Source organism: Novosphingobium sp. CF614 (assembly GCF_900113255.1).
In the GTDB taxonomy this organism is placed as follows: Bacteria; Pseudomonadota; Alphaproteobacteria; order Sphingomonadales; family Sphingomonadaceae; genus Novosphingobium.
Window position 1 is genome coordinate 1 of record NZ_FOOR01000033.1, and the last position, 21320, is coordinate 21320.

The 21320-nt window shown below is 58.3% G+C and carries 14 protein-coding genes and 1 pseudogene; 6 read left to right on the forward strand and 9 right to left on the reverse strand.

Annotation, left to right across the window (positions count from 1 at the left end; all coding sequences use genetic code 11):
• Positions 1-387: 387 nt before the first annotated feature.
• The 4 genes from mdlC to BM052_RS18195 all read right to left on the reverse strand — a co-directional run bounded on the left by mdlC (position 388) and on the right by BM052_RS18195 (position 5139).
• Positions 388-2043 (reverse strand): benzoylformate decarboxylase, encoded by a 1656-nt coding sequence (gene mdlC / locus BM052_RS18180; protein WP_091149194.1) that lies wholly within the window; start codon positions 2041-2043, stop codon positions 388-390.
• Positions 1997-2494 carry a DUF3237 domain-containing protein gene (locus BM052_RS18185; RefSeq protein WP_177198559.1) on the reverse strand — a complete coding sequence of 166 codons (498 nt, stop codon included), beginning with the start codon at positions 2492-2494 and terminating at the stop codon, positions 1997-1999. Before BM052_RS18185 ends, mdlC begins: the two co-directional genes overlap by 47 nt.
• A 102-nt stretch (positions 2495-2596) precedes the next feature.
• On the reverse strand, positions 2597-4237 hold the full coding sequence (locus tag BM052_RS18190) for a GMC family oxidoreductase (RefSeq protein ID WP_091149197.1): 1641 nt from the start codon (positions 4235-4237) through the stop codon (positions 2597-2599).
• Between the two features lie 362 nt (positions 4238-4599).
• Positions 4600-5139, reverse strand: a complete 540-nt coding sequence (locus BM052_RS18195; protein ID WP_091149199.1) for a MarR family winged helix-turn-helix transcriptional regulator — start codon at positions 5137-5139, stop codon at positions 4600-4602.
• A 249-nt stretch (positions 5140-5388) separates the two neighbouring features.
• Between BM052_RS18195 and BM052_RS18200 the strand changes: the two genes are divergently transcribed.
• From BM052_RS18200 to BM052_RS18215, 4 genes are all read left to right on the forward strand, one after another.
• Positions 5389-6846, forward strand: a complete 1458-nt coding sequence (locus tag BM052_RS18200) for a carotenoid oxygenase family protein (protein ID WP_091149200.1) — start codon at positions 5389-5391, stop codon at positions 6844-6846.
• A gap of 28 nt (positions 6847-6874) precedes the next feature.
• The gene (locus tag BM052_RS18205; RefSeq protein ID WP_255406253.1) at positions 6875-8317 is read left to right on the forward strand and encodes an NAD-dependent succinate-semialdehyde dehydrogenase; all 1443 of its coding nucleotides are present in this window, start codon (positions 6875-6877) and stop codon (positions 8315-8317) included.
• 11 nt (positions 8318-8328) lie between these two features.
• Complete coding sequence (locus BM052_RS18210; protein WP_091149203.1) at positions 8329-9387, forward strand: amidohydrolase family protein; 1059 nt, start codon at positions 8329-8331, stop codon at positions 9385-9387.
• Positions 9388-9622: 235 nt separating this feature from the next.
• Positions 9623-11134: an aldehyde dehydrogenase family protein gene (locus BM052_RS18215; protein ID WP_091149205.1), complete on the forward strand. Its 1512-nt coding sequence runs from the start codon at positions 9623-9625 to the stop codon at positions 11132-11134.
• Positions 11135-11352: 218 nt separating this feature from the next.
• Here BM052_RS18215 and BM052_RS18220 read toward each other — a convergent pair whose 3' ends face one another.
• The 4 genes from BM052_RS18220 to BM052_RS18235 all read right to left on the reverse strand — a co-directional run bounded on the left by BM052_RS18220 (position 11353) and on the right by BM052_RS18235 (position 18769).
• Entirely contained in the window at positions 11353-11823 is a 471-nt protein-coding gene (locus tag BM052_RS18220) for a nuclear transport factor 2 family protein (protein ID WP_218151583.1), read from the reverse strand.
• A 79-nt stretch (positions 11824-11902) separates the two neighbouring features.
• Positions 11903-14245: an arylsulfatase gene (locus tag BM052_RS18225; RefSeq protein ID WP_177198561.1), complete on the reverse strand. Its 2343-nt coding sequence runs from the start codon at positions 14243-14245 to the stop codon at positions 11903-11905.
• Between the two features lie 84 nt (positions 14246-14329).
• The gene (locus BM052_RS18230) at positions 14330-15778 is read right to left on the reverse strand and encodes a sulfatase family protein (protein ID WP_091149210.1); all 1449 of its coding nucleotides are present in this window, start codon (positions 15776-15778) and stop codon (positions 14330-14332) included.
• A gap of 105 nt (positions 15779-15883) precedes the next feature.
• Entirely contained in the window at positions 15884-18769 is a 2886-nt protein-coding gene (locus tag BM052_RS18235) for a TonB-dependent receptor domain-containing protein (RefSeq protein WP_177198562.1), read from the reverse strand.
• Positions 18770-18890: 121 nt separating this feature from the next.
• Here BM052_RS18235 and BM052_RS18240 point away from each other — a divergent pair, with 121 nt between their 5' ends.
• Together BM052_RS18240 and BM052_RS18245 are read left to right on the forward strand one after the other, a co-directional pair.
• Complete coding sequence (locus tag BM052_RS18240; RefSeq protein WP_091149213.1) at positions 18891-19799, forward strand: LysR family transcriptional regulator; 909 nt, start codon at positions 18891-18893, stop codon at positions 19797-19799.
• A 69-nt stretch (positions 19800-19868) separates the two neighbouring features.
• Positions 19869-20951 carry an IS630 family transposase gene (locus BM052_RS18245; RefSeq protein WP_091149215.1) on the forward strand — a complete coding sequence of 361 codons (1083 nt, stop codon included), beginning with the start codon at positions 19869-19871 and terminating at the stop codon, positions 20949-20951.
• 138 nt (positions 20952-21089) lie between these two features.
• On the opposite strand, the pseudogene BM052_RS18250 reads toward BM052_RS18245, so the two are convergent.
• Positions 21090-21320 (reverse strand): annotated as a pseudogene (locus BM052_RS18250) (IS5/IS1182 family transposase); the annotation flags it as partial.

Below are 21320 nucleotides of genomic sequence, written 5' to 3' on the forward strand. Positions count from 1 at the left end.
TCCAACGTCGTTTCGATCGATGCACCCGTCATCCACGGCCTCCTTACCATGGAGACCTATTGATTCAGAGTTTCACTCAATGTGCAACTGTAATGCTAGATGTTTGGTCCCGGAATTTGATGGGTCGGGTCTGACATAAATCGGTGGGGTTCTCGGAGCTACGCTTTGCAGATGGCTTGTAACCGGTGTTTTCAGGCCACGGCGATCCAAGGCATGAGTTCGCCGACGCTGTTGGCGGGATGACCGTTGGCGAGCTTGGTGAGCGTGTCGGTCAGTCGTCCAGCAGGAGCAGCGTATGCTTGCGGAAAGCGCCTGAGGCGATCAGGCCCCCATTCGATAGCGTCCTCAACCTCGCCGCTGCGCGGCCATTGTTGAGGTCACTTGTCGTCACGGACTGACCAAGACCTCGATCAGCGATGGGCCGCTTGTTGCGAACGAACGGTTCAGAGCGTTGGTGAGGCCCTCAGCATCGTTGACCCTGATACCTTCAGGCAGGCCATGACCACGCGCAAGAGCACAGAATTCGAGGCCGGACAAATCGGTTCCGACCACATCTTGCATGCCGAAGATTCGCCCAAACTTGCGCAATGCCTGATACTTGCCGTTATTGATGATCACGAAAGTCACTGGAACATTCAGCTGATAGGCGGAAAACAGCGATTGTATGCCGTACATCGCTGAACCGTCTCCGATGACTGCAATCACTCGCTCTTCCGATCTGGCAAGTGCAATTCCTACTGCCGCTGGCATAGCGTACCCAAGACCTCCGCTGGCGCTTGTATAGAAGCCATCTTGTCGGTCCAATCGGAGATATTCCTGCATCGGACCGCGGCTTGTAGGTGCCTCCTCCACGATCACCCCATTGGCGGGAAGGACTTCATTGATGATCTGCATTGCGAGGCGATCATCGAGCACTGCACGGTCGAGCTCCGGAGCCTGCAATCGCAAGGGAGGAGCAGTCCGCTCTACTGGATAGGTATGAACCATCAACGCGGCAGCTATTGCGCGGCAATTGCCAAGTATGCCGTTGCCCACCGGCGCCCAGGAAAGCACGCGGGGATTGTCGCCCAGAGTCCAGCAACAGATCCCCGCCGGCAAGTCCGGGCCTTGCCCCTCGGCATGGTATAGATTGAGGGGGCCTCCGAAGGCGACAACCAGGTCATGCTCTGCGAGCAGCGTGTTCATTGCTTCCTTGAAGGCGGGCACAAAGCCACGGAACAACCGGTGAGTCTCGGGAAATACGCTTCGGCTTGTGTATGGCGCCACATAGACAGAGGCTTTCTGCTGCTCGGCCAACGCAATCAATTCTTCCCACGCCTGGTCGCGAGCAACGCCGGCTCCGAGTACGAAGGCGGGACTGATGGCGCGCTGCAGGGAATCAGCAAGTTTGGTGACGGCAGCAGGATCGCCCGGGTTCAGCGTGGCAATCTCCCGTCCAGAAACCCAATCACAATCGGCATCCCAATCGTCAACTGGCACAGATACGAAGGCCGGGCCACAAGGTGGTGTCATCGCCTCATAGTAGGCCCTCGCAATGGCCAGAGGCACATCCTGAGGGCGGGCCGGCTCGCATGTCCATTTAACAAAGGGTTGCGGAAATTCAATTGCTCGCTCAGCGTGAAGAAATGGTTCGAACGGCAGAATCGAGCGCGCCTGCTGCCCTGCTGTGATGATGAGCGGCGCCTGGTTCTTGTATGCCGTGAAAATATTGCCGAGCGCATGGCCAGTCCCCGCACTGCTATGCAAATTGACAAACGCCGCGTTACGGGTCGCGAGTGCGTAGCCATCGGCCATGCCTACGACGACAGATTCCTGAAGACCGAGGACATAGCGAAAGTCGTCTGGAAAATCGCGGAACAGCGGCAACTCAGTTGAGCCCGGATTTCCGAAAATAGTGGTGATACCAAGCTCGCGCAAAAGGCGGATCGTGACGTCGCGGACGGTCGGCATTCTTGTCCCCCATCGATTTCTTGAAGGTGAATCGAGCCAACGCCAATCAAAGAACGGCGTAATAGCGGAAAAGCGAATGATCGGGCGGGTCATCTTCGGTGAGATTGGGGCATCTCAGGCCAATGCCGATCATGACAGTGCGATTAAGCCAATCATGCCTTCCGTCTGGTGCCCGGAAATATGGAGTGCAGCGGAAATAGGCCGGTATCGCGGGCGCTTCGTCCGCTCCCTGGCCAGGCGCACGCAGCGGCCCATGCACATAGCCGCGGTTGTTGATATAGATCAGTGCGCCGTCATCGGTTTCGATCATATAATGAGCATTGAGCTCAATGACCCCGTCCGATCTAACCAGGGGCCAGTCAGCGCCACTGTAATCGACCAGCCTGCCATTCAGCAGCGGCCCGAAAACCTGACAATTCTCGCCGATCGAGGTGTAGCCGACCTGAAGCTCTCTGGCGATCGGGCCGATCATCCATCGTTTGTCGAAATTGATGCGGATGTCGAACGCATGTTCATATTGCAATTCAAGGCTGGGTTCGTTCATGTTCATTCCCGGATTTTGAATGACAACCTGGATTGCGGCCAGGTTTGTCAATTTTATCGAAGGCCTTCAGTCATCCTCATAGGGTAGCTTTTCCAAGACATATCATGACACCATTATGCCGTTGTCCTGCTTGATCATGTCTGCGGCCTTCTCGCCGATCATGATGCAGGCGGCATTGGTGTTGCCGCCCACTATGCGCGGCATGATCGCGGCATCGGCGATGCGCAGGCCTTCCAGGCCATGCACGCGCAGCCGCGCATCGACCACCGCCATTGGATCGTTCGCACTGCCCATGGCGCAGCTGCCGACCGGGTGCAGCGCCGTGTTGCAGGCAGAGCGGACCCAAGCGTCGATCTCCTCGGGCGTCCGGACATTGTCGCCAGGAATCACCTCGGCCCCGAGCACGTCCTTCAACGGATCGGTCGCAAAAATCTCGCGCAATTGAGGAACCAGGCGACGGAAAAATGCGCGGTCATTCTCGGTCGATAGTACGTTGGAGAGGATGCACGGCGCATCTTTCGGATCAGCCGAGCGCAGCTTGACCCAACCGCGCCCTTCCGGCCGCAGCAGCACGCAGGCCATGGCGACCACGTCCGGCTTGGGCTTGCGCCAGCCTGGGAACCATGTCTGGGCGCCGATCATGGTCGGCTGGAACAGGCATTGCGCGTCCGGACGCTCGAGATGGGGGCTGGTCTTGATGAAGCCATTCGCCGTCACCGGCAACTGGGCCATCGTGCCGCCCCGGTTAAGTAGCCAGTGCAGGCCGGAGAGCGTCGCGCGGTCGAGACGCAGGCTGTTCGTCATGGTCACCTCACGCTTGGCGTGCAGCACCATCGCGACCGAAGGATGATCCTGCAGGTTCATGCCGACGCCGGGCAAATGGTGGACCATATCAATGCCGTGGCTGACCAGCGCTTCCGCCGGACCGATGCCGGAGAGCAGCATGAGTTGCGGTGAATTATAGGCCCCCCCCGAAAGGATGATCTCCTGGTTGGCCGATACCCGCTGCATCTGGCCCGATGAATCACGGAAATGCACGGCGACCGCACGTCCATTCTCGATCTCGATCCTGGTGACCAGCGCGCCGGTCACCACTTTGAGATTGGGCCGGGCCAAGGCGGGAATAAGGAAGCGCGCGGCGGTGCTGGCGCGCGTGCCTTCGTGAATGCAGAACGGCGGCGCCCCCCAGCCTTCCTGGCCGCCACTATCGCTGGCACGATGGAAGGTGTCGCGCTCTTCGTAGCCGAGCTTCTTCACCGTTTCGATGAACCGCCGATAGAGGTCCGTGTTTCTAGACTGCTGGGTGATAGTAAGTGGGCCGCCCTTGCCATGCCAGTCATCAGCAAGCCCCCAATGGTTCTCCGACTTGCGGAAGTAGGGAAGGACATCGTCATAGCTCCAGCCCTCGTTTCCGAGTTGGCGCCATTCGTCGAAATCGCGGCTGTGGCCTCGGGCATAGAGCATGCCGTTTATCATAGAAGAGCCGCCCAGCACCTTACCGCGCGGCTGACGGATTTGCCGGTCGAGCGCGAAAGGCTCCGGCTCGCCCATGTAATTCCAGTTGAACTTCGGATCGGCCATGACGAACGGGAAGAGGATCGGCATGACGAGGCGGATCGAGCGCTCGCGCCTGCCGGCTTCCAGCACCAGCACGCGGGCTTTGGCATCTTCGGACAGACGGCTCGCAATGACGGCGCCCGAGGAGCCTGAGCCAATCACGATGAAGTCGGGATCGGACGGCACCTAGTAGTGATCCTTGCACTGGGCAGCCCTGAAGCAGGGGATAGCTCCGTGCCTGATTTCACAAGGGGCAAAGCCAGGCCAAGGCACTGGCACACGGAACACAGCCATGTCCCCGCCCGGCCATGCATGGTTAAGTTGCCAATCGGACACCCGCGTGACTCTCATTGATTAATCACCTATCTTCCCGATATCTACGCCTATAGGGCCTCACGAGAGACTTTCAATGATTAATCATATAATGTGTCCAAGCCGTGATGCGAGCGGCCCTGCCAGCACCGGGATGCCAATCGGGTCGGCTGCATCAACCAGAAATAGATTATCCGGGTGGGCTCACGAATTCTGTCACATTCTCAGGCAAAAATTCAGCTTAAATTCTCCGTTTTCATAATGTTAGAGACATTTTCGGCAATTTTATAAAGAAGTGAGTCTAATGTATCGCGCTCAGAGTTTGATAAATTGGAGAGCAAATTCTCGTGAAATTCAATTCTTTGTTTCAACGCAAACTCATATTGGTCCACGCCTTTTTTAGTCAGAAGAAGTAATGGTGCTCGCCGATCACGTTCATTTTTCTTTCGAACGACCAGGTTTCTGACCTCGAGCGCATTTGCGGCGCGGCTCACTTCGGCCCGATCGACCCAGGCGAGTTCCGCCACCTGGCGGACGGTTCCTCCGTCCGGCATCATAGCCAATCGCGCAAGAACTCTCCATTCTGCATACGTCAAATCTCCACTCTTTGAGAGATACCTGATAGTCATTCTATCCATAATTTTCGCAAGAAGAGTCATCCTGAAAGTTGGATAGCCAAGTTTATCAACATTCCATCCCAGCAATACCTCTTCAGGTGACCCGCCGCCGTATACCGAATGGGCGTTATACACGTCGGCATCGTCCCGAATTTCCATTGATCATATATCCCCAGTGTCATGCACGCATGACCATTCGATCACTTTCGGTGTGCACCATAGCGTATAATCAGCGATTGTCATCGCTTCTGATTGCCCGCCAGGATGGCTTGCATCGGATCGGTCATTGTTATATCCGAGTCATCAATGATTCATCAATGATATTGACCTCCATCTTGCCCGGAGCGATTCCATGGCGAAGTTCCAGGCATCCAAACCGATCGTATCGCATCATCCAGGAGAGGCAGTGTGAGATTTCCAGCCACACCAAATTTCAGCGGCTTTCTCGCGCCATCGAGCGTGGAAGCGGATGTTTGCAACTTGTCCGTGTTGTGTGGAAGTATCCCCATCGAACTTGACGGCAGCTTCTATCGGGTCGCTCCAGACCCACAGTTTCCTCCGATCGCCGACGACGACATTTGGTTCAACGGTGACGGAATGGTTACGCGGTTCAAGTTCCGCAACGGCTCCGTTTCTTTACACCAACGGTGGGCAAGGACCAGAAAGTTTCAGCTCGAACGCTCCGCAGGCAAGGCCCTGTTCGGTGCATATCGCAATCCGCTTACCGACAATGAAAGCGTCAAGGGCGAAATTCGCGGAACAGCCAATACAAACGTGGTTGTGCACGCTGGAAAGCTACTTGCCCTCAAGGAAGATAGCCCGCCCGTGCTCATGGATCCCGAGACGCTGGAAACGCTCGATCCTTGTTATGACTTTGGCGGTCGAATGACGTCGGAAACCTTCACTGCCCACCCAAAGACCGACCCAGGAACGGGAGAAATGCTGGCCTTTGGTTATGCCGCGAAAGGATTGTGCACGCGCGACATGGTCTTCTACGTGATTGACCCCGAGGGCGAGATCACATCGGAAACCTGGTTCGAACTGCCTTACTACTGCATGATGCACGACTTCGGTTTTACCGAAGACTATGTTATATTCCATGTCGTGCCGATCATCGGTTCATGGGAGCGGCTTGAGGTCGGCCTTCCCCACTTCGGCTTCGATCGCACCCGCCCCATTCATCTCGGAATCCTCCCCCGGGCCGGTAGCGCTGCGGACCTGCGCTGGTTCACTGCACCAAATTGCTTCGCCAGCCATGTCATGAATGCCCACAACATCGGCACGAAGATCAATTTCGACGTCCCGATGGCGCCGGGCAACATGTTTCCCTTCTTCCCGGACACCGAAGGACAGCCCTTCGACCCGGACAGGGGGGCAGCCAGGATGACACGCTGGTCTGTGGACATGCAGTCCAATAGCACGGAGATCGAGATGGCGCCGCTCGCAAGTCTTATCGGCGAGTTTCCCCGGATCGACGATCGGTTTGCCGGCCGCAGGAACAGATGGGGCTGGCAGCTCGTTCAGGATAGCAGCAAGCCCTTCGACGCGCCCGGCGGACGCACAGGGTCCGGCATGATGATGAACACGCTGGGACGCATCGATCTCGAGGCAGGCGAAAGCGAAACCTACTGGCTCGGCTCGACATCGTCGTTTCAGGAACCTGCCTTCGTCCCGAGGCCCGGCTCCAGCGACGAAGGTGACGGTTACATTGTGGTCCTGGAGAACAGGCTCGCCGAAATGGCTTCCAGATTGCTTCTGTTTGACGCGATGAAGCTCGCTCAGGGCCCGATCGCGACGATCGGGATGCCCTTCCGAATTCGGCAGGGCCTCCATGGCAATTGGGTTCCGTCAAGCGCGATTGCCTGAACTTTCCGTCAAATCGAGGAATGAGAATTTGTCAGATACCCATGTCTCCGAGTATCCGAAACTCGGCTTCTACATCGATGCGCAGTGGATCACGAGCCGCGACCGAACGCACAATGTGATCAATCCCGCAACGGGCGAAACTCTTGGCGAGCTGCCGCTTGCGACGACTGCCGATCTTGACCAGGCACTGGAGACGGCGGAGCGAGGGTTCCGTGCCTGGCGCCGGACACCGGCTGCCGCGCGCGCGCAAGTGCTGCGCGGCGCGGCTGAAATCCTGCGCCAGAGAGTGGATGTCATCTCACGGAACGCCACGCGAGAGGAAGGAAAGACGCTATCAGAAGCCCGGAGCGAAACGCTGGCTTGCGCAGATCTTTTCGACTTCTATGCCGAGGAGGCGAAGCGCGTCTATGGCCGGGTGCTGGTGAGACCGGCGGGTCTCCGGTCGCTCGTCATGAAGGAGCCGGTTGGTCCGGTAGCTGCCTTTGCGCCGTGGAATTTCCCCGTGGCCAATCCCGGTCGCAAGCTTGGTGCCCCCATCGCCGCCGGATGCTCTGTCATCCTCAAGCCGGCCGAAGAAGCGCCGGCTTCGGCCATGGCCGTCGTGCAGGCCCTCATCGATGCGGGCTGTCCTCCCGATGTTGTTCAGCTCGTATTCGGCTCTCCCGACGAAGTGTCGCGCCACCTGCTAGCGTCACCAGTCATCCGCAAGCTGAGCTTCACCGGATCAACAGCGGTGGGCAAACATCTCCTTAGATTGGCCGCCGAGACGGTCAAGCTAACCACAATGGAGCTGGGCGGGCATGCACCCGTCATCATCTTCGAGGACTGCGATTTCGAAAAAACCGTTTCGACGCTTGCTGCTGCCAAAGTGCGCAATGCCGGCCAGGTATGCGTGTCTCCAACCCGTTTTTACATCCATGAGGGAATCTATGATCGCTTCATCAATGCCTTCGCAAAGCAGATCGCAAAGACAAGAGTTGGAGACGGTCTCGCCGCAGACATTCAGATGGGGCCGATGGCCAATGCGAGGCGCCCCGCAGCAATTTCCGAACTGATAAGCGATGCCGTTTCGCATGGCGCCCGCCTTCGCATCGGCGGTGAAGCCATCGAAGGTCGCGGGTATTTCTGGCAACCGACGCTGCTCACCGATGTGCCTGTCGATTCACGCATCATGAATGAGGAGCCGTTCGGGCCGATTGTGGCAGCAGCCCCTTTTGCGACGTTCGATGAGGTAGTCGAACAAAGCAATCGCCTCCCGTTTGGTCTCGCCTCTTTCGCATTCACCGAGAATGCCAGGCAGGCCAATCTCATCGGCGAAGCGATCGAGGCGGGCATGGTCGGGATCAACACCACCTTGCTGGGTGCCGCCGATGCACCGTTCGGTGGAGTCAAGCAGAGCGGACATGGTTCCGAGGACGGACCGGAAGGTCTGGCCGCATGCCTTGTCACCAAGACTATCCATCAAGTCTGAAGGAATTTGATATGACGACACCCCGCACTGGTGGCGCTCAGGGCTATCTGCGTATCGCGGCTGAAGAAGCCTTTACCACTCCCGAACTGGTCGCCGCATTTCGCGACGAACTCGCCGCACCCGATGTGGATCCCGGCTTCAGAAGCCTCATCGGCTTCTATCTCGATCACCCCGCCGAACGGCCGAGATTCATCGCGAGAGCGCTCAATGATCTTGGCGAGAATCGCATCGCCGACATGGATGCCCGGGGGATCGATCGCCAGATCCTCGCCCTGACAGCGCCTGCGACCAATGTCATGCGCGACGTCGAACGGGCGACGATGGTCGCGCAAACGGCAAATGATCGCCTGGCCGACGCGATCTCGCGCTATCCGACGCGCTTCAGTGGCATGGCAGCTTGTGCACCGCAGGCTCCCAAACTGGCCGCCAGGGAAATCGAGCGCGCCGTCACCCGGCTCGGCCTGAACGCCGTCGTGATAAACAGCCACATCCTTGGCGAATATCTCGACAACCCAAAGTTCCAGGAAGTTCTGGAGGCGGCCGAAGCGCTGGACGCTCCCATCTACATCCATCCGAACACGCCCCCGGCCAACATGATCGGACCGATGCTGGAGGCGGGACTGGACGGCGCGATTTTTGGATTTGGTGTCGAGACGGGCATGCACGCGCTGCGGCTCATCACATCCGGCGTGTTTGATCGCTATCCCAAGCTACAAGTCATCATAGGCCACATGGGTGAAGCGCTGCCCTTCTGGCTCTACCGGCTTGACTACATGCACCAGGCTGGTGTCGCCGCCGGCCGGTATGAATTCATGAAACCGCTCAAGAAGGGCAAGGTCTCCAATTATCTGCGCGAGAATTTCCACATAACCAATTCCGGCGTCGCCTGGGAAGAAGCCGTCAAGTTCACGCAACGTGTGATCGGCGAGGACCGTGTGCTCTACGCAATGGACTACCCCTATCAATGCCCGGTTGAAGAGGTCGCAACACTCGACGCTATGGACATGTCCTTGGAAACGAAGCGCAAATTCTTCCAGACAAACGCAGAACGACTGTTCAAGATCTCGTGATACGGGCAGGCGGCGGCTTGGTTGCCGTGTCGGTGGCGGCACGCAGGGCCATGGTCGCCCAGGCACGCCATGCCTGGCCCTGCCACCCTCGCAGCCGTCCCCTGCGCGATTGCCGCAAGCCGCGGACCGGCATGGTCGCCGGCCTGCGGGCCTTCCGCCAGAATGTCCCCGCAGGCGACCAACGCGCTGCAGGCGGACAACTCCACCTTCCATTCCAGTTGATCGGAAAATCGTCGTGACTCCTTCCTTTTCTCCCGAAACGCTAGCTCTTCTCCGGAAGGATCTGGCGAGCAATACCCGGAAACTTTTCATCGACGGTGCATTCGCGAGCTCCGCATCCGGCGAGACCCTCGAAGTGATCAATCCCGCCACCGGCAATGTGTTTGCCCACGCCGCCGCTGGCGACCGATACGACATCGATCTGGCAGTGCGGGCAGCTCGCCGCGCCTTCGATGGCGGTGTCTGGCCAGGCATGCCGCCCGCGCAGCGCGCGCGGCTTCTCACAAGACTGGCTGACCTGATAGAAACCCATTGTGAACGGATAGCGCTGACCGAGACGCTCGATAACGGCATGCCATTTTCGATGGCAAGATTCGCCGCCGCGGTAGGAGCCTCCGAACAGCTTCGCTATAATGCCGGATGGGCAACGAAGATCACTGGCGAGACAGTCACGCCATCCACGCCCGGCGAATGGCATGCGTTCAGTTCGCGAGAACCGATTGGCGTTGTCGGCGCGATCGTGCCGTGGAATTTTCCCTTCGTCATGGCCGTCGCCAAGATTGCCCCTGCCCTGGCAATGGGCTGCACCGTTGTCCTCAAGCCGGCGGAACAGACTCCTTTGAGCGCGATCATTCTCGGTGAACTCATCGCCGAGGCAGGCTTCCCCGCGGGAGTTGTCAACATTGTCACCGGCTTCGGCGATACGGCCGGGGCCGCGCTCGTCGATCACCCGATGGTCGACAAGATCACGTTCACCGGATCGACCGATGTGGGCAAGAAGATAGTCCGAGCCGCGACCGGCACCCTCAAGCGGGTGACGCTGGAGTTAGGCGGGAAATCGCCAGTGGTGATCTTTCCTGACGCCCATCTTGATCGGGCCATCCCCGCAGCCGCCATGGGCATTTTCGGAAACGCAGGGCAAGTCTGTGCTGCCGGATCCCGGCTTTTCGTCCACGACTGCATCTTTGAACAGGTTGTCGAAGGTCTGACGCAACGGGCAATCGAGCTCAAAGTGGGATCGGGCCTTGCAGCCGATACCGAGATGGGACCGCTCGTGAGCAATGAACAACTCGAGCGTGTTCTCGGATATATCGAGACCGGCTTGATTGAAGGCGCCTGCGCGAAAGTGGGTGGTCAGCGATCAAGTGGCGCGAACCTAGAACAGGGCTATTTTGTCCAGCCAACGATCCTTACAGGAACAACCGGCGGGATGAAGGTATGCAAGGAAGAAATCTTCGGGCCGGTCCTGTGCGTGATGAAGTTCGAAGACGACGACCTTGACCGAATTGCGGCACTTGCCAACTCCACCGATTATGGTCTTTCTTCGAACATCTGGACAAGAGACATTAGCACCGCGCTGCGGCTCGCCAAACGAATCAAGGCAGGGACGGTACGGATCAACGGAGGCGCCGGAGTGGATCCGGCGATTCCACTTGGAGGCTTCAAGCAATCCGGATGGGGCCGCGAAAACGGCCGCGCCGGGATCGAAGCCTTTACCGAGCTCAAATCCGTAACCGTGGCGCTGTGACCCGCCCTTTGCGTCGCTCGCATAAAACGGAAACAGGCTTGTTCTTCTGGGCTGCGCTGCATTTCCTCCTGGCAGCTCGTACGATCCAGTAGGCCATGATCGTCGGCGAAGCCGCACCCCGAGCGGTGCCGGGCGACCGCTAGAAATTGCTCCAATTTGCTCGCATCGGCACCTGCCGGCCAACAGCGAAACTAGCAGCAGTCGCCGATTGGCGACGGTCAGCCACTTGCCCAATGGTCTGGCTGCACCAGGACACGATGAGAGGCAGTGGCTATGCGCGTGAACCCCATCGGGGACGAATCATAATGGATGAAACCGATCTTGCGTAAAACGTCACCCTTGAGCAGTGGACCTGCGGTAAAGTCGGGCCAGTCAACGATCGCACGAAATTCCGTCTCAAGTTCAACCGCAACACCTGACTTGTCCGAAATGAAACGGCGGACTTCGCAATGCTCTTCAATGCGAGCCCACGCCAGCCGATACCAGTCGATGATCGCCTGTCGCCCGCGCATCTCTCTTGCACCAAGCTGGAAGACCACTTCGGGAGCATAGAACCGCGTGAAACCGGGAATGTCACGGGCATTGAAGGCCGCGATATAGCGTTCGTAGGTGGCTCGATCAACCACAGCAGGTTCTCCAACTCTCCCATGGGCACCAGTCGCTTCCACGACGACCGTGACTGTAGTCATGGCCATGACCTCTCGTCTACCCATCAAACTCACGATATTGGTACTCCTCTCGGTCGGTGCCGAAACAGGGTGGTCATGGCTATGGCCTCTTTCCGAGGAGTTCGACATCCACGCGCTCGATTGTGCCAGGAAAGCGGAACGGTGCCGCAAATGCCCCATTGATCGGATCGAAGCTCCATCCGATCTCCGCGTCGTTCGTGATGAGGACAGGAATCGGCCGCGCGACTTCAGCGGATATCTGCACGCCGTCATCGATCGAAAGCTCGGCCTTCCCGGGGCTACCCTGCCCGTTTTCCGTCAGGACAACAGAGATTTTGTGCGAACCTGGTAACAGTGGCGAGGGCGATTGAACCGTCGTGAGATGCTTGGGGTCGCTAGAGGATTTGTAGACGAACAGCGGACGACCATCCTTGACGTACAATCCCCACCCCCCGAAATGATTGCCGTTCTCCACCAATGCCCCGTCGCTCGTGCCAGTCGGCACGGCAATATGGGCGGTGACTTTCCAGCTGGCTCCGGCCAGATCCGGAAAGCCGCCACCGGTCAGACGCCGATCAGACGGGAAATAGCTGAAATGGGTCTTCGTGCCGAGCGTCGACGGGCGATTGGATGAAGACCAACGCGCGAAGGATCGGTTGTCAAGCGGAAGCACGTTGCCCGCAGCCGCTTCCTTCCAAAACTCGCCCTGCATGGATTTCAAGCGTTCTGGGTAGCGCTGGGCCAAATCTCGCGATTGAGAATAGTCATCGGTCAGGTTGTAAAGTTCCCACTGACCATCCGTTGGCAAGTTGCCGGGCCCGTTGAACACCCAAGGCGCCCGGGTCGGCCGCGAATTGGCCATCCAGCCATTCATATAGATTGCTGCATTCCCCTGCATTTCGAATAATTGGCTGGTTCGGTGTGAGGGAGCACTAGCCTCGTCGAACGAATAGCGCATCGAAATGCCGTCAAAAGGCAACTGACTGACGCCACTCACGCTCGTCGGCCTGGGTATGCCAACGGCTTCGTAAATTGTCGGCGCGACATCGGTGACATTATGAAACTGGGGCCGGATGCCTCCGACGTTTTTGATTTGCGACGGCCAGGATATGACCATGCCGTTCCGGATGCCGCCAAGGTGGGAGGCGACCTGCTTCGTCCATTGAAATGGGGTGTTCATGGCCCAGGCCCATCCCACCGGATAATTGTTGTAGAACTCTGGCCCGCCCAGCTGCGGCATCGCGTTCAGCATGGTTGGCAGGTCGGCCCGAAGGCCGTTGATTGCAGCCTTGTCGTTGATGGAACCAGTCGGCCCGCCTTCGCCGCTCGCGCCATTGTCACCCTGAATGTATATGACCAGTGTATTTTCCAGCTTCCCTTCGGACCTGAGTTCATCGATCACGCGGCCGATCTGGTAGTCTGCATGAGATAGCGCCGCCGCATAGACCTCCATCATGTGCGCATAGAGCTGCTGCTGTTCGGGCTTCAGGCTGTCCCATGCCGGGATGCTGTCGGGACGCGGAGAAAGGCGCGTTCCAGCGGGCACAACCCCCTGCTGAATCTGACGCACCAAGGTCTGCTCCCGCATCTTGTCCCAGCCCATGTCGAACTTGCCCTTGTATCTGGCGATCCAGTCAGCCGGGGCATGATGCGGGCTATGCGAGGTGCCGGGCGCATAATAGAGAAGAAACGGTTTGCCCGGTGCAGACGAGTTGATGTTGCGCAACCATGTGACCGCATGATCTGCAAGATCTCGATCAAAAATATAGGCCGGATCATTTGCCGGCTTCTGGACCGGAAGGTGGTTCTCGAAGAGCGACGGATTCCATTGATCCGTCGCACCGCCCATGAAGCCGTAAAAATAATCGAAGCCCAGGCCATTGGGCCAGCGGTCGAACGGACCGGCGATGCTCTGCTCCCATTCAGGCGTGTTGTGATTCTTGCCGAACCAACTCGTCGCATAGCCGTAGTGCCGCAAGACTTCGCCGATCGTCGCTGCGCTTCTTGGCAGCACGCCGGAATAACCAGGATAGCCGGTGCTCATCTCGGTAATCGCGCCGAAGCCCACTTTGTGGGGATTGCGGCCAGTCAGCAGAGCTGCGCGCGTTGGCGCACACAGGGCGGTCGTGTGAAAGGCTGTATATCTCTCGCCGCCAGCGGCGAGCCGATCGAAAGTGTCTGTTGGCACCGGTCCGCCGAACGTGCTCGATGCACCATAGCCAACATCATCAGTCATGATGAGCAGGATATTGGGCGCATTTGGCGGTGCCTTCTCACCCAGATCATAATAGGGCGGACTTGAATCCTGGATCGTTCTGCCAAGCTTGCCCTCATACGGTTTCATAACGACAGGCAGCGTCTGCGATGGCCGAAATACGCTGCGGTCAACAGACGTCTGTGCCATCCCGGGCGACGAAAAGCAGGCCAATGCTGCGCAGGTCATGAAAAGCCCTGATCTTTTCATCGGCAAAATCTCCCAATCGCCATGGACGACACAGCCGCAGCTGCGGCGCCCATGGGCTTCGTCTCAATGTCCGGGTGCAGCTTCGTGCTTGAACATCACACGGTTGGTGACCCCGAAATGATCGGGAAGCTCTGATCCCGTGAAGCCGCTAGTGGACGCTTCGTAGTCGAGTGGAAGCATCTGCGAGTTCCAGGCCTGATAGGCAGCCCGAAGCTCGGCATATTTTTCAGGAAAACGATCCTTGAGATTGGCGCGTTCCATGGGATCTTCGGTCACATGGAAGAGGAAGGTATTCTCTAGAATTTTAAGATACTTCCAGTCCCCTTTGCGGCACGCTTCCTGATTGAGGTTGAGATAGCGCCAGGCGAGCGTTCGTTCATGTGTCCGCGCCGGAGCGCGCAGGATCGGCAGAAGGTTCTCGCCGTCCGATGGGTAGGCCGGATCCTGCTCCGCGCCAGCGGCCGCAAGCAAAGTCGGCAGCCAATCCATGGTCACGGTGACCTGATCGCTCGTCTGGCCGGGCGTAACCAGGCGGGGCCAGCGCAAGATGGCCGGAATCCTTAACCCTCCCTCCAGAAGCTCCGTCTTCCGTCCCGTGAACGGCCAAGTATCAGAATAACGCTCCCCACCATTATCGCTGGTGAAGACCACAATCGTATCCTGCGACATTCCAAGCTCTTCGAGCTGCTTAAGGATGCGACCGATCTGATAGTCCATGCGTTGGACCATTTGTGCATAGGTCTTTGCCGATCCGCCATCGGTGTGGAAAAGCGCCATAGGCTTTCCGCTTTGATCGACCCGGTCCGCCTCCGCCCTGTCATCCGGCCCCTCCCAGGGCCAATGCGGCGCGTTGAAGTGGAGCGATATGAAGAAGGGGGCCGGAGATCGGGCGTAGCTGCCGATCATTTCGATCGCCTTGTCGGCCAGAAGGTCGGTAAGGTAGCCCTCGGCCTCGACAGCCCTGCTGTCGTCCCACAGATCGGGATGCGCCGCGATCTTGTGTGTGAAATAGTCCAGCGCGCCGCCGCGGAACCCCCAGAAATGGTCGTAGCCGCTCTTGAGCGGGTCAAATTCCGGGAGGGCGCCAAGATGCCATTTGCCGATGAGGGCCGTTCCGTATCCCGCATTCTTGAGCAAAGAGGGCAGCGTTGGATGGGAAGGTGGGAGGCCGACATTGCGGCGCGCCAGGGGCTCTTCCAGGCCGATCGGCAGACGGTTCTGGTAGCGACCGGTCATGAGCGCGACCCGCGTGGCGGAACAAACAGCAGAGTTTGCGTATGCTTGCGTGAATCTCATGCCCTGCCTGGCGAGACCATCCAGCACAGGCGTGGAGAAATCTCTTCTGCCGTAGCAACTCAGGTCCGCGTAGCCCAGATCGTCAGCCAGAATGAACAAGATGTTGGGCTTGCGTGTTGCGGTCACGTCGATTGCCGCGCCGGCCTTCGCGAAAATGCCTGTGCTTGCTGCAAGGACCGTAGCTCCGAGAAGAGAGCGACGCGAAATCTCAGTCATTCAACGAGCTTTCCAATTTTCCCTTGTCGATCAGGCCAGCGCCGCGAACTCTTACGCCCGAGGGCCTCCCGGCATCCAACCGCCGGAAGGGCTCGTCCCCGCTGATCAAAGGCCAATTCGCACACCAAACCGGAAGGTCCGCCCGACAACGTCATACAGAACCGGATTGGTCGGTCCGAAAGGGGAGTTGATGTAATTGGGTGGATCGTTGTCGAACAGGTTGTTCACCGCTCCATAGAACTGCAGCTGCTTGCCATTGGCACCATCCTTGACCGTCCACTGGAACTGGAGATTGACGTAGGCTTTAGCCGGAACACGATTGATGTTGATGCTGTTCGACAAGCTTGGCGAATATCCGGGCTGGTCCGGCCCCACCAGTGTAGCGTCGTAAACGCCGCCAGAGATGTAGCGTACCTGCGTGGTCAGGGAGACCGGCCCTTCCTCGATGGTTGCCTGCCCGTTGATCGACCAAGCGGGCATGCCGGAGACCTGGCCATTGGGCGATCCATTCATTCCGGCCCGGTTGATCGCAGTTCCCGTGATGTCGACCGTGACGAGATCGAGCATGTGGGTGGCCGTCGCTTGCAGAGTTATCGTGCCACCCGATGCAAACAGGCCACCGTAGCGAAAACGATAGAGCGCTTCAAAGTCGATGCCGCGGACCTTTAGCGTGTTCAGATTGAAGAGCGGATTGGTAATCGCCGTGATGGCCCGATTGGCGTCAAATGTGATATAGCCGCAGGCAACCGTCGAACCTGCCGCACATTGGTTCGCAATGATCTGCCCGCCCATCTGCGCAATGACATCGTCGATCTTGATGTTGTAGTAGTCCGCGGAAATGCGGAGCCCATCGAGAGCGCCCGCCGGTTCGATCACAGTGCCGAATGTCAATGTATTTGCCGTTTCCTCCTTGAGGCTGGTATTCCCTCCCGAAAAGATCGGCGTTAGCGTCTGAACATTGGTCGACGGATTGCGGATGGCCGCCAGGGCCCGCGAAAGCGGGCTATACAGTTCGAACAGATTGGGTGCGCGGATATCGCGAGAGCGCGTCCCCCGAAGGCGCAGCCAGTCAAACGGCTTGTAAACCGCGCCGAATTTCCACGTGGCGACCCCACCTACGGTGTTGTAGTACGTGTAACGAGCGGCCCCATTTAACTCGAGCAGCTTCGCCCATACCGTGTCCCGAGCCAGGGGAATCGCGGTTTCGACATAGCCCTCGACCACTTCCATTGCGCCGTTTACGGCAATGCCGTTGTTGACGAAGAAGCCGCCAGCCTGTGAAATGGGGTCGGTGCTGCCACTGACCTTTTCCTTGCGATACTCACTACCGATCGCAAGAGATACTGGGCCGGCGCCAATGTCGAATAGTTGGCCGCTGAGATTGGCCGCCACGACGTGCTGAGTCAGCTGGATGTTAGTCGTAGCGGTCCCGAAAACATAATCACGGGCAGCCGACGACCACTGGCTCTCGCCGAAAATATTCAGGGGCTGGCAACCGGCAGCAGCGGTCGCTGTGTTCGTGCTCAGCGTCGAGCGGCAAACGATTGAGCCTGTCGGGCCCACCACGGCATCGATCGCTCGCGTGAAATTCGCGTTTATCTTGTCGTTGGCAGTGACCTGCTGATAATTTGTCCGCCCGAACTGGTAGTAGGCGTCCCATTTCCAGTTGCCATTGATCGCGCCCTTGATCCCGGTCGCGATCCGCAGCGTATTCCGATCCGTCGAGGTGACGGATGGACCGAAATCGTTACCAAGCCTGCCCACGGTTATGGTGGAAATACCGAGGCTCGTCATCTGAGACTTAATGGATGCGGGCAGGAAGGCATTGTCACGCTGGATCGTGAGAGCAGTTTCACGAATCTGGGATTGCGGAACCGTACCATTGATCGAAGCATAGGAGGTCTGCAGGAAGACTTCGGTATCGCCGCCCAGTTCATACTTGATGTTGCCGAAGAGATTATAGCGCTCAAGTGGCACAACGAGGGGGAAGAACTGAAAGAACCCACTCTGATTCATGAAGCTGCCACCGCTCATGAACAGACCGGCACCGTAATATGTGCCATACGGATAGGCGACCGGAACGCCAGCCGCGTTGAATGCCGTGCCGCGGAGCGGACCAGCATTGATCAGGCCACCAGGAGCGATCGTTGCGGTTCGGCTGTTGGGCAGAACGTTCGTTGCGGGCAGGCCATTCGCTCCGGGCGCGCTGTTCTGCACCGGCTGATAGCTTTCTGCGCACCAGCTTCGCGTATAGCAGTCGCCCGTGCCCGCCGCATGAACATACTCGCCCGCCAGCACGATGTGGCCGCGGCCACCGGCAAATCCCGTGCCCCCCGCCAGGGAAAAGGAATATTCCTCATTGTCCCCGCGTTGCGAAATCTCGGACTGAGCTTGTGCTCGGATGCCGATGATGCGGTCATCAATGATAAGGTTTACGACACCCGCCACCGCGTCAGAGCCATAGGCGGCGGAAGCGCCGCCCGTGACGACTTCGGCGCGCGCCACGATTGATGTCGGAACGATGTTCAAATCTACCGCGCCGCCAGGCGTCAGCGAACCGCCACCGACGGTTCCCGCGACCACGCGCCTGCCATCGATCAATACAAGAGTACGAGTGGCACCGAGGCCTCTAAGGTCGGCAGTCTGAGCCCCAAGATTGTTGCCGAAAACACCACCGGTCGCGCGCGAACCTTGCGGACGGAAAGACGGAAGCTGATTCAAAACGTCAGCGATGTTTGTCGCCGCTTGTCGTTGAATCAAATCCGCACCAACCACCGTAACGGGAGTAGGAGCAGTAAAACCGGAAGTCGGCAACCGCGAACCAGTGACGATTATTGCCTCGTCGGGAGCAACAGCTTCCTCCGTCGAGTCCGCGCCGTCGAGCCCCTGCTGCGCCCAAGCCGTGCCGGACGTGATGAGCGCCAGGACGGCTGCGCCGCCCTTGAGAATGCACGGCCACGAACGCCTTTGACGAATGTTGAAGGACTGCACGCCCCCCCTCCCCTTTTTTTGTTCCCGTTGCAGGAAGCGGTGGATCACTGAGCGTGCCGTTGCAATTGCATAAACCCTATATCTAATATAAGGAAAAGTTATACGCTGGAGATCGATACTGATGGACTTCACTTTACGGCAATTGGAAGCGCTGATTGCGGTTGGCCGGAGAGGGAGCCTGAATGCAGCAGCGGATGACCTCCAGATTTCCCAGGTTGCCGCCAGTGGCCTTGTTAAAGCGCTGGAGTCCGCGCTGAAAATTCCACTGCTATTGCGCAAACGGGGCAAGAAAGCGGTAATGACGCCTGAAGGCAATGTTGTTCTCCCACTGGCCGAGAAGATAGTTGAAGCAGCTGGCCAGCTCAGGAGGACTACCGACCGTTTGAACGGAAGCCAGGCTGTACGCGAGATCAGAATCGGAGCTCGTCCCTATTTGATCGATCGTTGGCTGCGCGACATTGTCGCGCAGTTCCAGAAAGACAGGCCACTATGTGACGTGCGACTGATCCGAGGCAGCAATGAAGATATTTTTGCCCAATTGGCTGAACAACACATCTTCTTGGGCATATTCATGCAGAATGAACTGCTACCAGCCATGCCCTGCCGGAAGCTGGGCTCCTGGCCGGTCAGCCTTTATGTTTCTCCCGCTCATCCGCTGACCAGCAAGACTGAACTGGGACTTGAGGAACTCAACGCCCACGGGTTTATCGCGCCTCCATCAGGAACATCCGCTGAGAAGCCGATCCGTGATCGCCTCAATCGCGCTGGTTTTAGCACGGTCCACGTCGTCGCACGCGCCGAATATGCCGAGTCCCTCAAGCTGATGACAATGGCCGGCGCAGGGATCGGAGTCTTGTTCGATGACTATGCACGTCCCGAAGTTGAAAATGGCAAGCTTGTGCGTCTCGCGATTCCGCTTCAGCCCGTTGACATCTGGATGGCGGTGTCGGATCAGGCGCCCGAAGAGGAACGCAACCTTGCAGATTTCGTGGGTGCTCAATTCCGACTATTGCGTCAGGTTCCACTCTAGTGGATTGACCGGGACAAAAGAGTCCGTTTGGGGATTCCCATCGACTTTCTGGCGTGCGAGTCTGGGGGGATGCGCGATGGTATCACTTTTTCCCTTTCCGAAGCCGACCGCGAACGGTTGAGCGGCATAGTGGCGGCGCCTTTGAGTCCGCAGAAGCATGTTTGGCGAGCCCATATTGTGCTGCTCAGCAGCGACGGTCTTGGCACCTCGGCCATCATGTCTGCGACGGGCAAGTCGAAGACCTGCGTGTGGCGTTGGCAGGAACGCTTCATGCACGAAGGCGTCGATGGCCTGCTGCGCGACAAGTCGCGTCCGCCCGGCAAGGCACCCGTGCCACCCAAGCGCGTGGCAGAGATTGTCCGCCTGACGCAGGAGACGCCGCCGCACGAGGCCACCCACTGGACGGCGCGCGCGATGGCCAAGGCAGCCGGACTTGCCGTTTCGACAGTCCAGTCGATCTGGAAGGCGCATGGCCTTGCTCCGCATCGCTGGCGCAGCTTCAAGCTGTCGAACGATCCGGCTTTCGCCGAGAAGCTCACCGAGATCGTCGGCCTCTATGTCGATCCCCCTGCCCATGCGGTGGTGTTGTCCTTCGACGAGAAGTCGCAGATCCAGGCGCTCGACCGCACTCAACCCGGCCTGCCGATGAAGAAGGGCCGTGCCGGAACCATGACCCATGATTACAAGCGGCATGGCACGACCACCCTGTTCGCCGCACTCAATGTGCTGGACGGAACGGTTATCGGGCAGAACATGCAGCGCCATCGGCATCAGGAGTTCATCCGCTTCCTCAACCGGATCGAGCGCGAGGTGCCGAAGGACAAGGCCATCCACGTCATTCTCGACAACTACGCGGCGCACAAGAAGGACAAGGTCCGGGAATGGCTCGCCCGCCATCCGCGCTGGACCTTCCACTTCACACCGACCTCGTGCTCATGGCTCAATGCCGTCGAGGGCTTCTTCGCAAAGCTGACGCGACGGCGGCTCAAAAACGGCGTCTTCCATTCGCTCGTCGATCTCCAAGGCGCCATCAATCGCTTCATCCGCGAATACAACGCCAACGACCCCAAGCCCTTCGTCTGGAGAGCCGATCCCGACGATATCATCGCTGCCCGTAACCGTGGGTTCCAAACGTTGGAGTCAATCCACTAGCAGTCTGCTGAAAAAGGTTTTTGAGGGGTAGTATTGCGCAACATTGATTAAAAGACTTCAGCATGCGCGCATTTTCAATTCAAGGCGGCTTTGTTGCACAACTCGAGATGGGTCTGAATCATCCTTTATTTGGGATTACTACCCGACGCGGACTATATTGGGCGTTCCGATTTGCGAAAAGCGATTGAGGATTGCGGCACGGACTTTGAACTCGGTTATCTGACGATCGAAGGTGCGCGCCATGACGCGTTGACCGAGCAGCTTGAAGCAGTGCATTTTCGTTTCGACGAGGCTGCGGCGATGATAGCCGCTCCACTTCTTCCAGATAGTGCGCCCGAGCCGTTTGATCGCACGCAGCGTTTCATTGCG

Bases quoted from the DNA above. Each gene is read 5' to 3' on its own strand.
- mdlC (WP_091149194.1), bottom strand. From the start codon at position 2,043: ATGACCCGCCCGATCATTCGCTTTTCCGCTATTACGCCGTTCTTTGAT.
- BM052_RS18185 (WP_177198559.1), bottom strand. From the start codon at position 2,494: ATGAACGAACCCAGCCTTGAATTGCAATATGAACATGCGTTCGACATC.
- BM052_RS18195 (WP_091149199.1), bottom strand. From the start codon at position 5,139: ATGGAAATTCGGGACGATGCCGACGTGTATAACGCCCATTCGGTATAC.
- BM052_RS18210 (WP_091149203.1), top strand. From the start codon at position 8,329: ATGACGACACCCCGCACTGGTGGCGCTCAGGGCTATCTGCGTATCGCG.
- BM052_RS18220 (WP_218151583.1), bottom strand. From the start codon at position 11,823: ATGACTACAGTCACGGTCGTCGTGGAAGCGACTGGTGCCCATGGGAGA.
- BM052_RS18225 (WP_177198561.1), bottom strand. From the start codon at position 14,245: ATGACCTGCGCAGCATTGGCCTGCTTTTCGTCGCCCGGGATGGCACAG.
- BM052_RS18230 (WP_091149210.1), bottom strand. From the start codon at position 15,778: ATGACTGAGATTTCGCGTCGCTCTCTTCTCGGAGCTACGGTCCTTGCA.
- BM052_RS18240 (WP_091149213.1), top strand. From the start codon at position 18,891: ATGGACTTCACTTTACGGCAATTGGAAGCGCTGATTGCGGTTGGCCGG.
- BM052_RS18245 (WP_091149215.1), top strand. From the start codon at position 19,869: ATGCGCGATGGTATCACTTTTTCCCTTTCCGAAGCCGACCGCGAACGG.